This window comes from Blautia schinkii (genome assembly GCF_013304825.1).
Lineage (GTDB): Bacteria > Bacillota > Clostridia > Lachnospirales > Lachnospiraceae > Blautia_A > Blautia_A schinkii_B.
This window is the reverse complement of record NZ_JAAWUO010000002.1, coordinates 146,637-159,453: the sequence shown is the minus strand read 5'-3', so window position 1 is coordinate 159,453 and position 12,817 is coordinate 146,637. Positions and strand designations below refer to the sequence as shown.

The 12,817-nt window shown below is 41.1% G+C and carries 13 protein-coding genes; 11 read left to right on the top strand and 2 right to left on the bottom strand.

What is annotated here, in order from left to right:
* Window positions 1-281 precede the first annotated feature (281 nt).
* From HFM85_RS02220 to HFM85_RS02190, 7 genes are all read left to right on the top strand, one after another.
* Window positions 282-656, top strand: coding sequence for a GntR family transcriptional regulator (locus tag HFM85_RS02220; RefSeq protein WP_119241011.1), 375 nt, complete (start codon window positions 282-284; stop codon window positions 654-656).
* The gene (locus tag HFM85_RS02215; RefSeq protein ID WP_119241010.1) at window positions 649-1,548 is read left to right on the top strand and encodes an ABC transporter ATP-binding protein; all 900 of its coding nucleotides are present in this window, start codon (window positions 649-651) and stop codon (window positions 1,546-1,548) included. Before HFM85_RS02220 ends, HFM85_RS02215 begins: the two co-directional genes overlap by 8 nt.
* On the top strand, window positions 1,526-3,709 hold the full coding sequence (locus HFM85_RS02210) for a DUF6449 domain-containing protein (RefSeq protein ID WP_173737186.1): 2,184 nt from the start codon (window positions 1,526-1,528) through the stop codon (window positions 3,707-3,709). Before HFM85_RS02215 ends, HFM85_RS02210 begins: the two co-directional genes overlap by 23 nt.
* Complete coding sequence (locus HFM85_RS02205) at window positions 3,709-4,476, top strand: pseudouridine synthase (protein ID WP_173737187.1); 768 nt, start codon at window positions 3,709-3,711, stop codon at window positions 4,474-4,476. Before HFM85_RS02210 ends, HFM85_RS02205 begins: the two co-directional genes overlap by 1 nt.
* Before the next feature lie 178 nt (window positions 4,477-4,654).
* The gene (gene rpsB, locus HFM85_RS02200; RefSeq protein ID WP_044960678.1) at window positions 4,655-5,398 is read left to right on the top strand and encodes a 30S ribosomal protein S2; all 744 of its coding nucleotides are present in this window, start codon (window positions 4,655-4,657) and stop codon (window positions 5,396-5,398) included.
* Window positions 5,399-5,434: 36 nt separating this feature from the next.
* Entirely contained in the window at window positions 5,435-6,373 is a 939-nt protein-coding gene (gene tsf / locus HFM85_RS02195) for a translation elongation factor Ts (RefSeq protein WP_110102467.1), read from the top strand.
* A gap of 331 nt (window positions 6,374-6,704) precedes the next feature.
* Complete coding sequence (locus HFM85_RS02190; protein WP_330594689.1) at window positions 6,705-7,043, top strand: type IIL restriction-modification enzyme MmeI; 339 nt, start codon at window positions 6,705-6,707, stop codon at window positions 7,041-7,043.
* A 23-nt stretch (window positions 7,044-7,066) separates the two neighbouring features.
* On the opposite strand, the gene HFM85_RS02185 is transcribed toward HFM85_RS02190, so the two are convergent.
* The gene (locus HFM85_RS02185) at window positions 7,067-7,516 is read right to left on the bottom strand and encodes an Rrf2 family transcriptional regulator (protein ID WP_173737189.1); all 450 of its coding nucleotides are present in this window, start codon (window positions 7,514-7,516) and stop codon (window positions 7,067-7,069) included.
* Window positions 7,517-7,824: 308 nt separating this feature from the next.
* On the opposite strand from HFM85_RS02185, the gene HFM85_RS02180 reads away from it, so the two are divergent.
* Window positions 7,825-8,451 carry a DUF3786 domain-containing protein gene (locus HFM85_RS02180; protein ID WP_173737190.1) on the top strand — a complete coding sequence of 209 codons (627 nt, stop codon included), beginning with the start codon at window positions 7,825-7,827 and terminating at the stop codon, window positions 8,449-8,451.
* Here HFM85_RS02180 and HFM85_RS02175 read toward each other — a convergent pair.
* Window positions 8,373-9,020: a TetR/AcrR family transcriptional regulator gene (locus HFM85_RS02175; RefSeq protein WP_173737191.1), complete on the bottom strand. Its 648-nt coding sequence runs from the start codon at window positions 9,018-9,020 to the stop codon at window positions 8,373-8,375. The two genes, HFM85_RS02180 and HFM85_RS02175, sit on opposite strands and share 79 nt — an antisense overlap.
* Before the next feature lie 168 nt (window positions 9,021-9,188).
* On the opposite strand from HFM85_RS02175, the gene HFM85_RS02170 reads away from it, so the two are divergent.
* The 3 genes from HFM85_RS02170 to HFM85_RS02160 all read left to right on the top strand — a co-directional run bounded on the left by HFM85_RS02170 (window position 9,189) and on the right by HFM85_RS02160 (window position 12,801).
* Window positions 9,189-9,959 (top strand): ATP-binding protein, encoded by a 771-nt coding sequence (locus HFM85_RS02170; protein WP_173737192.1) that lies wholly within the window; start codon window positions 9,189-9,191, stop codon window positions 9,957-9,959.
* 85 nt (window positions 9,960-10,044) lie between these two features.
* On the top strand, window positions 10,045-10,977 hold the full coding sequence (locus tag HFM85_RS02165; protein ID WP_173737193.1) for an AAA family ATPase: 933 nt from the start codon (window positions 10,045-10,047) through the stop codon (window positions 10,975-10,977).
* Window positions 10,978-10,983: 6 nt separating this feature from the next.
* The gene (locus HFM85_RS02160) at window positions 10,984-12,801 is read left to right on the top strand and encodes a cobaltochelatase CobT-related protein (RefSeq protein ID WP_173737194.1); all 1,818 of its coding nucleotides are present in this window, start codon (window positions 10,984-10,986) and stop codon (window positions 12,799-12,801) included.
* Window positions 12,802-12,817 lie beyond the last annotated feature (16 nt).

The window sequence follows — 12,817 nt, the reverse complement described above, 5'->3', positions numbered from 1 at the left end:
AAGAATCTGCATCAGAAGGATAAGTACCTGGAAATTCAGGTACACGTATGCATACTTATCTGGTGGCAGATTCTTTTTTTATGAATCAGATGATTTCAATGTTTTAATTACGAAAAATAATAAACAGTGGGTAGGGAAAATGGAACTGTTATGGTAGTTTATATATTTTTTATATTTATTTAAGACCAGGCATATTGTAGTTTAGACTCATACATGCTAACATAAGTGTATTAAAAAGATTAATACACTTAATACACATATTACAGAGAAAGGAGTGTCATATGCTATTCTTGGATTATCAGGACAGGCGGCCGATCTATGAACAGATCGTGGAGAAATTCCGGCTGCTGATCCTGTCGGGGGCAATGGAACCAGATTCCAGAATGCCGTCAGTCCGCCAGCTGGCCATGGAATTGTCAATCAATCCCAATACCATCCAGCGTGCCTATATGGAACTGGAGCAGCAGGGACTGATCTATCCGGTAAAAGGAAGAGGCAGTTTTGTTACAGGCAGCAGCGAGATACGGCGGATCGGAATGGAAGAAATTTTGCGTGAGCTGAGAGAAACGACAGAGAAGTGCAGAACTTTCGGCATAGAAGAAGAGGAAATTATACATGTGATTAGAGAATGCTACAAGGAGGGAGACAATGATTGAGATCAGAAACTGCAGCAAGGCATTCGGTAAAGTGCAGGCAGTAAATCAGGTAAGCATGGATATCGGAGAACATGAAGTGTTCGGACTTATCGGTTCCAATGGAGCAGGAAAGAGTACGCTATTACGTATCATGGCAGGAATCATCTGTCAGGACAGCGGAGAGGTACTGCTCGATGAACAGCCGGTTTTTGAAAATGAGAAGATAAAGGAGCAGTTTTTTTACATACCGGATGATGCCTACATCCCGGCTAACTATACAGCTTCTGATATGACAGAGTATTACAGATGTTTTTACCCGGGATTTCGACAGGAACAGTTTGAGAAACTGATAAAACAGTTTCATCTGGATAAAAAAAGAAAGATCAGTACTTTTTCCAAAGGAATGAAAAAACAGCTTCTTGTAATACTGGGAATCTGTGCAGGAACGAAATATCTGTACTGCGATGAAACCTTTGACGGACTGGATCCGGTAATGCGCCAGGCAGTAAAGAGCCTTTTTGCATCGGAGATCATGAACCGGGAATTTACACCTGTGATCGCCTCTCATAATCTCCGTGAGCTGGAAGATATCTGTGATCATATCGGCCTTCTTCATAAGGGCGGAATTCTTCTTTCCAGAGATCTGGAAGATATGAAATTTCATATTCATAAGATACAGTGTGTACTTACAGACAAGTCAAAAGAAGAAATGCTGATAAAAGAACTGGACGTTCTTAAGACAGAACATCAGGGTTCCCTTTTACTTCTTACGGTAAGAGGTACAAGAACAGAGATCATGGAGCGCGTTCAAGCGAAAAATCCTCTTTTCTGTGAGATACTTCCACTGACTTTGGAGGAAATTTTTATCAGTGAAACGGAGGTGGCAGGCTATGAAGTCAAAAATTTATTCTAGCGAATATATCAAAAATTCTTCAAAAGGACAGAGGTGGATTCCGGCATTTGCCATGATCGCATTTCTCCTTGCATTTCCGGTAGCGGAACTTATTCTGATGGGAAAATGGAATGAGCGTAGCTACACTCAGAGTCAGCTTGCCTATCTGTATTCAAGCTTGTGGAGCAGTGATTTTCTTACAATGGGAGCGATCGTTGCTGCAGTAACAGCATTTTTGGCTGCAGTAAGCGGATTCTGGTATCTGTATTCTCCAAGAAAAGTGGATTTTTATCACAGCCTTCCGGTAAGGAGAAGTGCACTGTTTTTGCACAGAGTATTACTGGCTGCTATTTATTATCTGATTCCATATATAATCATGGAATTCGTTGCAGTATGCATCGGAGCAGCCAGAGGATATTACAGCCTCTCCATCATGAAAAAGGCACTGATACTGTTGGTAATCCATCTTCTGATGTATCTTCTGGTGTATTTTTCCACAGTGCTGGTGATCGCCTGCACCGGTACCATGCTGATGGGAGCACTTGCATGGGCAGGGCTGTTTATATACAGTATCGTTCTTGCAGTGATGCTGCAGATAAGTGGACATTTGTTTTTTGATACCTGGTACGAAGGCAGTTACGGGATCCTGGCAGCAGTGAGGGATCTGGGGTCTCCCCTTATGGTGATCGTAAGCTTTATAGATAAATACAGCAGCGGGAACTATGGAAAACAGTTAATGATACTGATTCTTGTGCTGCTTGTGATGGCAGTATTATCATGGATGGCGTTTTGCAGGCGGAGATCAGAAAATACCGGAAAAGCACTGGTATATACCTGGATGGAACCGGTCTTAAGTGCCCTGATCACAATACCATCCGGTCTGGGTATCGGTCTGATCTTTTATATGATCCCGGAAGATTCATCCAAAACTGCATGGTGGATCTTCGGAATGATACTGGGAACGATCCTGGTCCATGGAATTCTGGAAGTGATCTACGAAATGGATTTTCACAGATTTTTCCGCAGAAAAGTGCAACTTATGATCTTTGGAGGATTCGTGGCAATCTGTGCACTGACCATGAAAATGGATCTTCTGGGATATGACAGTTATTTTCCGGCTTATGACAATCTTCAGGGAGTTGTGGTAAATGTATGCAATCTCTCATATACAGAGCAGCTTTGCAATGTGGAAAAAAAAGAAAACGGAATCTATAAGATCCGGTATACTGCTACATCAGACAATAGTTCCGGTCTGCTGGATCAGCCGGTGATGAAGAGTAAAGCATTGTATAACAGTCTGAAGGATATCAAACTTCAGAATGAAAAAGAAAAAAGATCCGGAAGGCGTATGTATGTACGCTACATAAATAAACAGGGGTTCAGTGTCTGCAGAAGCTATAGTGTATCTTCTGCACAGGCGCAGAATCTTATGGAAGCCCTGTATGATGAGCAGACATGGAAAGAAGACAGATATTCATTTTTCCAGCTGGACAAACAGTATCTGAAAGAGGTCACCGGTATTTTCTGTGACGGAGATATTCATTCCTTATTTGAAAAAAATGCAGAGAAGCGTCAGGCACTGGTAGAGGCACTTGGAAAGGACATTCTGGAAAACGGCGGTCAGACAGTAAAAGACCAGCCATGTGCAATGCTGATGTTCGATTATACGGGAATTCCGTCAGAAGGCTACATGGATGAAGGGGGAATGAATGTACCGGCTGTGCAGGAAGGAGAGAATGTGTCTACCTCCGTTCTGGTGTATCCGTCATATAAGAGAACACTTGCAATTTTGGAAGAAACAGGATATCCTCTTTCCATGGATGAGCTGCCTGTTGAGTATATTGATGTTTATTACTTCAGCTCCGAAGCTGCCGGCGAAGATGATGAAGCTTTTTCCGACATTGAGTCCACTTCGGATCTTGAAGAAACAGAAAACGGTTATAAAGTCCGTTACGATAAAAAAGAACAGCTGGAAGCCCTGAAAAAATGTATCCGTCCATCACAGCTGGTAAATGGATGGACTATCTGGAATGCAGATGCCACAATGGAAGTGGTTCTGGAAGGACAGGAGAGTACTGGCGAGGATTCCGGACTTTATATGACATTTGCCGGTGAGATCCCGGATTTTATCAGAGCAGATGCAAAGGCAGCCCATGTAACAGAATGGGAGGTAAATGATTAATGGAAAAACCAGTCCGGCTGGATAAATTTCTGGCAGATGCCGGCGCAGGTACAAGAAGCGAGGTAAAAAAATACATACAGAAGGGTCAGGTGCAGGTTAACGGGAAACCTGTGAAGAAACCGGAGCTGAAAATAACAGAAGAAGATCAGGTGGTTATGAACGGGCAGGAGATCCATGCTGCACCGGAATATGTATACTATCTTTTTAACAAGCCGGCGGGCTGTGTCAGCGCAACGGAGGACTCCAGAGATAAAACGGTTCTTGACTATATTGAAGAGAAGGACAGAAGAAAGGGACTTTTTCCTGTGGGACGTCTGGATAAAGATACAGAAGGTTTTCTTCTGATCACAGACGACGGTCCTCTGGCACATGAGCTTCTTTCCCCGAAAAAGCACGTAGATAAGACCTACTATGCAAAAGTATCCGGGAAAGTGACAGAAGAAGACGCTGCAAGGCTCGCAGAAGGTGTGGATATCGGGGAAAAGGATCTCACACGTCCGGCAAGGCTGGAGATCCTTTCTACCTGGGAGTCTGGTACGGAATCTGCAGAAGCTGGTAATAACTGGGAATCTGAGATCCGACTTACCATTCACGAGGGAAAATTCCATCAGGTAAAACGGATGATGGAGGCATTAGGAAAAAAAGTGACTTATCTGAAAAGACTATCTATGGGACCGCTGGCGCTTCCTTCAGATCTTCCGACAGGAAAATACCGTCCGATCACCGAAAAAGAACTGGAACTTCTGAAATCCTCCGGAAAGCGCTGAAAAACAGAAAAAATGGAAAAATCCCCTTTACATAAGGGGATTTCCTATGCTATAATTCAGAAGTTGCAAAAATAAGCACGCACGGCGATTCTGTAAGGATGGTGCCCTACGGTGTGAGGATGGGTCCAGAGAGAAGGCGACCTGTGCGGAAGAATTTAACCAAAAAAGGAGAAAAGACATGAGCGTTATTTCAATGAAGCAGCTTTTAGAGGCGGGTGTTCATTTCGGACATCAGACAAGAAGATGGAACCCTAAAATGGCTCCGTACATCTACACAGAGAGAAATGGTATCTATATCATCGATCTTCAGCAGTCTGTAGGAATGGTTGACGATGCTTACAATGCAGTAGCAGATATCGTTGCCAACGGTGGACACATCCTTTTCGTAGGAACTAAGAAACAGGCTCAGGATGCTATCCGTACAGAGGCAGAGCGTTGTGGAGAGTTCTTCGTAAATGAGAGATGGCTTGGTGGTATGCTTACAAACTTCAAGACAATCCAGAGCCGTATCGCAAGACTGAAAGAGATCGAGACAATGGAAGCTGACGGAACATTCGACGTACTTCCTAAGAAAGAGGTTATCGAGCTTCGCAAAGAGCTTGTTAAGCTTCAGAAGAACCTTGGCGGAATCAAAGAGATGAAGAGAATCCCAGATGCTATCTTTATCGTAGATCCTAAGAAAGAGAGAATCTGCGTACAGGAGGCTCATACACTTGGAATCCCGCTTATCGGTATCTGCGATACTAACTGTGATCCGGAAGAGCTTGACTATGTAATCCCGGGAAATGACGATGCTATCCGTGCAGTAAAACTCATCGTTTCCAAGATGGCTGACGCTGTTATCGAGGCTAAGCAGGGAACTGCTGAGGCAGATGGCGAGATCGAGGCTGAGTCTGAGGAGTTTGCAGCTACAGAGGAATAATTCGTATAAACAGAATATTTCAGGAGGAAACGAACAATGGCTATTACAGCAGCACAGGTAAAAGAGTTAAGAGAGATGACCGGCGCCGGAATGATGGATTGTAAGAAAGCTCTTACATCTACAGATGGTGATATGGATAAAGCAGTTGAGTTCCTGCGTGAGAAAGGTCTTGCTACAGCACAGAAGAAAGCAAGCCGTATCGCAGCAGAGGGTCTCTGCAAAACTCTGGTAACAGAGGATGGAAAGAAAGCAGTCGTTGTTGAGGTTAATGCTGAGACAGACTTCGTTGCAAAGAACGAGAAGTTCCAGAGCTATGTTGCAGATGTTGCAGCACAGGCACTTAACACAACAGCAGCTGATATCGATGCTTTCCTTGCCGAGGCATGGGCACTTGATACAACTAAGACTGTAAAAGAGGCTCTTGCAGCTCAGATCGCAGTAATCGGCGAGAACATGAACATCCGTAGATTTGCTCAGGTTGAGGAGCAGAACGGATTCATCGCTTCCTACACTCATATGGGTGGAAAGATCGGCGTTCTTGTAGATGTTGAGACAGATGTTGTTAACGATGCTGTTAAAGAGATGGCTAAGAACGTAGCTATGCAGATCGCAGCTCTGAAACCGCAGTACACAAGTGACAAGGAAGTAAGCGCTGACTACATTGAGCATGAGAAAGAGATCCTTATGGCTCAGATCCAGAACGATCCGAAGGAGTCCCAGAAACCGGCTAAGGTTATCGAGGGAATGATCACAGGACGTATCAAGAAAGAGCTTAAAGAGATCTGTCTTCTTGACCAGACATACGTAAAAGCAGAGGACGGAAAACAGTCCGTTGCCAAATACGTAGAGCAGGTAGCAAAAGAGAATGGTGCTAAGATCCAGATCAAAGGCTTCGTTCGCTACGAGACAGGCGATGGTCTTGAGAAGAAAGAAGAGAACTTCGCTGAGGAAGTTGCAAAACAGATGGGTAAATAATCCATTAACTTAAGTTTTCATTATATTATTTTAATAAGTCTGAATTTAAGTATTTAAAGGCTCTGAAAGCCTTATAAACACTACGTTTCACAGTGATTATAAGGTCTTCGGGGCTTTTTTCTATATTTTTCTAAAAAAGTCCTAAATACCGCCAAGCATCGCTGGAAATCACCAAGAATTTCCTCAAATTGAGTATTGAGTAAGGAAAAACTGAGTAAAAACTGAGTAAAAGCAAAGACTTGCAATCTTCAGCGAAGTTACTCAAATTATCAGCGGTTTCATCAGATTACCATAATTTCAAAAATCAAATTATTAACTTAAAAACTAATCTATATACCATGATTATCTGGAAGGGTTTGATACAAGGCACATGAGAAAAGCTGTGATTGAGCTGTTCCAGGTGCCTGATACAAAACCAGAAGACAGAGATCCATATATGGAAGAATTTCTGGCACAGTTCCCATATGTAAATGGTGGGTTGTTTGCAAATGAAGATATTGAAATTCCACAGTTTACGGATGAAATCAGAAATCTTTTACTGGAAAAAGCATCAGCAGATAACGGTTCAGAGAACAAAGAGACCAGCTTCCTTTTGGCGTTAATACAGGATCAATTAAAAATTATTTTCCACTATAACATAAAAAAAATGGTGACATTTCGTATCTGCTGAAGGTACATAAGAATATTCTCCTGTCATATAATGTTCTGTAAATCAATCTGCATGGATGTTCGCTGATAATAGGTATTTATGATGTCCTGTAAAGTAATCGTACTCATTTTTTCTTCGGCAGCCTTTTGAATTTCATTATAGAATTCCTGTAAAGACAACTGAATATTAATGCCAACGCCACAATCAGGGTTGGTATGAGTATCTAAATGAAGCAGCGGTTTCTCGCCTTCAACTGCTTTATAAATATCCAGCAATGTAATCTGGTCGGCTGGTTTTGAAAGAGAAGGACGGGCATGTCCGGCTACACTGGTCATAAGTCCGGCTTTTTTTAGTTTTAACATAAGCTGGCGCACAAATCCGGGATTTGTATGTACACTTTCTGCAATTGAGGCACTGGAGAGAGATTTTTCCTGGTTGATAGCAATCAGAACCATCACATGAACAGTATCACTTAATTTCGTTGAATATTTCATGATAAGAAACTCCTTGTAGTATGATATAATGATTTTGCTTTCACATTTTTGAGACAAAATATTTCTGGTTTGTTAAAAACATCTCAAGTTCTCAACAGTTCTTTTCAATGTGTTGAGAAATTGTACATATTCTTTATTTTGATGATTGTAAATAATATAATTACAACTATAATGAAATTTAAAGGAAAAGTCAATACAGGAATAAAACTTACGGAGGATTGTCTAATATGTTGATCGCAGGCAAGTTAAAAGGAAATATAGACATTGATTATTACATGATGCGATAAAATATTTACAAAGGAGAACTTATGGAATACAAAAATCAAACAGAAAATCGTGCATTTCAGGAAATGTTGCAGGCAGCAGTAAAACGGCTGCAAAATCGTTCCGGAGAGGAGATTGCTGCAAAAAGCGGGACTGTTTTTCATAGCAGCCGAAATGTACTTGAGATAATGAGTTTTTATGAAACGATTGAAATTCAACTTCCTGAATTCTATATTAACTCAGACATAGATGAATGGCATTATCTGACATTGTTGCATTATCTGGATATGGCCGATGGCACAGAGGGCTCACAGAAGCTCATTACTTTTGGTAACCTGAAAGATGGATTGATACGGGGAACCAAGTTTGACCGGACAGCAGAGCAGAAACTGGAAAAACTCTTACAGGGCAAAGATCCTGAAAAAATTAAAAAAGCATGTAAAAGTCTGGGTGCAGAATTCACAGAGACAAAGGCGGATCTGTGTGCTGTTTTTCCAGTTCTGCCAAGATATCCGGTAACTTTAAAGATATGGTTTGCGGATGAAGAATTTCCTGCATCTGGAAAACTATTTCTTCAAGATCATGCCGATCATTATTTGAGTGTAGAAGATGCAGTAACAGTCGGAGAAATCTTGCTGCAAAAATTATCGGAAGCATTTTCTTCCCTCTGATCATGAATCAGAAAACTTTCCAGTCCGGCTTTGATAAATTTGTCAATTGTTGTCTGAATCTGTTGCCAGTCATTACAGTGATTGCGGAGCATCAGTCTGTTGATGGAAAGGCAGCCATTCATTTGAAAATAAAAAACCGATTCTGCCTGCTCAAAGGTCAGGAGGCTGTGTGACATAAGCCAGGTCACATAGCCTTCTTTTGTATTTTCTGCTAATTTTTCCAGAAGAATGGGGGCAATTGCATCATCCAGAAACAGTGCCCTGTATTGTGATTCCATCTGTATTTTCTGACAGAACGGATAGGAACAGCTTTTTTGATTTAGACAGAATAAATGATCTACAGTTGTTAACATATCCTGAGTCATATCATTAAAAATATCTGATAATACATCATGGACATCGTAGTAATGAAGATAAAAAGTGCCACGGTTGATTTCAGCATTTTTGCAGATCTCTGTAACTGTAATTTTCGTAAAACTTTTCTGCTTTAACAATTCTAAGAACGTATCTTTTATGGTTTGCCTGGTATAGCGGGTACGGCGATCTTGTTTTCTCGTTTTTTCTGACATTATATACTCCTGTATTATTTGGTATCATATGATTTCTCAACAATTTTTCTGATGTGTTGAGTAGCCATACAAATCTCACAGATTGATTATTGTAATTCATATAGTAACAACTATAATGAGATTTAAAGAAAAAGTCAACATATTGTTCAGAATTTTAGGAGGAAAAACATGGGACATGTAATTGCAGTATCAGGAAAAGGCGGCGTAGGAAAAACAACTCTTTGTGGATTGTTAATTCAATATTTATGTGAAAATAGAAAACATCCGGTTTTAGCTGTAGATGCAGATGCAAATGCGAATTTGAATGAAGTGCTCGGCGTTGAACCGGAGATTACACTCGGAGAGCTGAGAGAAGAAATTGAGCGGGCAGGCGTAGACCCACGATATCAGATTCCCTCCGGTATGACAAAACAGGCATATCTGGAAATGCGTCTTTCTGATGCGATTGCAGAAGAAGACGATTATGATCTGATGGTAATGGGACGAACCCAGGGACAGGGCTGCTATTGCTTTGTAAATGGTCTTGTGCAGACCCAGGTTCAGAAACTGCAAAGCCATTATCCATATATTGTGGTTGATAACGAAGCAGGTATGGAACATATCAGCAGAGGAATCCTGCCAATGATGGAAGTTGCGATTCTTGTAAGTGACTGTTCCAGAAGAGGTGTTCAGGCAGCCGGACGTATTGCAAAGCTGATGAAGGAGTTAAACTTTAAACCACAGAAAACTGGATTAATCGTGAATCGTGTTCCAGATGGAAAACTGGATGCCGGAACTCTGGAAGAAATCCGAAATCAGGGACTGGAACTGTTAGGGGTTGTACCACATGATGACCAGGTATATCAGTATGACTGTGCTGGAAAGCCGATCATACGGCTTCCGAAAGATTCTCCTGTAAGAAGTGCACTGGGAGAAATTGTAAAGAAGTTAGGATTGTGAGTTGGAGGATTGAAAGTTTGAAGATTGAGTAAACAGAAATATTATCTGATTTGGTATAACCAATTGCAAAGAAAGGAATATCTTCATGAGAAATCATTGGACAGAAATAGAAAAATATTTAGAAGATCAGAAGATAGCGCAGGAACTGATTGGAGAACTGAGAGATTTTCACATGCGTTATGAGGTAGAGGATCAGGTAAAGGAACGGGTAGAAAAACCGGATATCCTATTTTATGGGAAAAAGATTCTGGAAATGTCAATAGCAGCGCTTCTTCAGGGAGATAACCTGTTACTTTCCGGTGCGAAAGCTACAGGAAAAAATGTACTATGTGAGACACTGGCATGGATATTTGGAAGACCGGAATACGACATTTCTTTTCATGTAAATACAGACAGTGCCGATCTGATTGGAACGGATACCTTTATAAATAATGAGGTTCGCCTTCGGAAAGGCCCCATCTACCAATGCGCGGAATTTGGAGGATTTGGAATCCTGGACGAAATCAATATGGCAAAAAATGATGCGGTTTCTGTACTGCATGCCACACTGGATCATCGGCGCAGAATCGATATTCCAGGATATAACAGGATTTTACTTCATCCGGCAACACGATTTATCGGTACGATGAATTATGGTTACGCAGGTACCAGAGAGCTAAATGAAGCATTGGTTTCAAGGTTTATGGTAATTGATATGCCTGAAATGGATGAGGATAGTGTCCTTTTTGTATTAAGACAACATTTTCCAGATGGGAAAAAAAGTGCGCTGAAAGCTTTTGCAGGACTGTTTCTGGATTTGCAGATCAAAGCTTATCATGGAGAAATCTCAACAAAATCTCTTGACCTGAGAGGATTGGTTTCTGCTGTAAAAGCAACAAAAAGCGGACTTTCTCCAATTGATGCAATCCAGATGGGAATCATAAATAAAAGTTTTGATGTATTTGAAAAAGAGATCATAGAAGATGTGGTTTCTACCAGAATCCCATCTTCCTGGACCGGAAAAGACATATGGGGGTAAACTTGTATGGAGGATGTCAGATGGCCGGCGGAACAACTGGAAGAACATCGTCTGGAGATCAGCAATCGTATCAGAAATCTTTTTTGGACAGTCAGTGGTGATTATGATATGGAATTTGAACCGGACACAGAAAAATATGTTTACTCAAAACAAACGGTTCTGTATGAGGCAGTGAAGCAAGGTGCCTTTGCACGATATTTTGATCAGAAGAAACTTGGCATGTATTTGATGAAAAAATTACATTTTTCTGCTAGCGAAGATATGCTTTTGCCTCTTGCTGGATTATGCATGGATGCTGCAGTGAATCGTTTTATCATTCGAGAACGTTTGGGAACAAAGGAAATCAGAGAACAGGCGTTCAGAGAATTGGAAAAGGCCGAGGAAGAGCAGGTATCAGACAAAGCTGGAACAGACCTGATTCATAGGATTAGGCTTCTGTATATAAGGCATGTTCTGGAGAACACAGACGATGAGGGAGTGGATCCACAGGCAGAGATTTCATTGTACAAGATTCTTTCTCTGAAGGATGCGGAAAATATGGAAGATGTCATAAACGTGATAGATGAGATTTATAATCATGTTCTGGATCCCTCTTTTGAAAAAAGGAATGGAAATCTGGAGAAGATTCTGAATTTACCGGATATGGCATTGGCCAATGACGCGTGGCAGGAATGCATGACGGATGAACAGATGGAAGACATCATTCAAAAATATCTTTCTAATCTCAAAAAAAAGATGATGAGTCTGGATATCAGAAACAAAAAGAAAAAAAGATTTTATTTCTCTCCGGAAAATGAAGAAGTTCCGGAAAGCTCGGAGAATATAAATCCACAGGCAGTGCGACGGATACGGGAATATGTGGAACTGAATTACGGGAAATCGTATCTAAGTGAAGCGGAGCAGGCCAGAGTCAACCGGAAATTTTGTACAGGAATCCACAAAAACTGTATCCTGTATCTTACAGATGGAATTTTACAGAACCCTGTGATAAAAAATAATCAATACCGTTTTTCTCAGCTGCAGTTTGAAAAAAATAAAGCCTATTATGGAAATAATCACTGGATCATCAAAAGAAATATTTCTGAGTTGACAGAGTCACTGAAACGGGCATTTATAATCCGAAAGGATGATTTTGTCAGCAGATCTGATGCAGGGCAGCTTGTTCCTGAAAGGTTATGGAAAATTGGAAGAACAGACGATGACAAGTTATTTAATAGAAAAAAGAGATCAGAAGATTCTGAGTTTGTAATAGATGTCCTGATTGATTCCAGTGGTTCCCAAGCTGGCAGACAGGCTCAGGTAGCGGCGCAAGGATATATTATCAGTGAAGCATTAAGCCAGGCAGGAATTCCTCATCGGGTGACAGGATACTGTGCTTTCTGGGGATATACAGTACTTCAGAGATTTCGGGATTATGAAGATCCAAGGGAAACAAATGAAAGAATCTTTCAATTTCGGGCGTATGCCAATAACAGAGATGGGCTTGCACTGAAAACAGTCTCTTCCTCTCTCATGGGGCGACCGGAAAAAAATAAGATTTTAATCGTATTAAGTGATGGAAAACCCTGTGATATGAGCATACAACGACCAGGAACCCGCCAGCCCAAGATCTATGACGGAGAAGGAGCTGTGAAAGATACTGCATATGAGGTGCGTCGGGCCAGAAATCAGGGAATTTTCGTAATTGGTATTTTTGTAGGGAATGAAGAAGAGCTCTCCGTGGAAAAGAGAATCTATGGAAAAGATTTTGCCTATATTCGTAATATCAGCAATTTTTCCCGTATGGTAGGAACTTTTTTGCGAAGACAAATTGATATGGAATGAAAATGGAGGAATCACT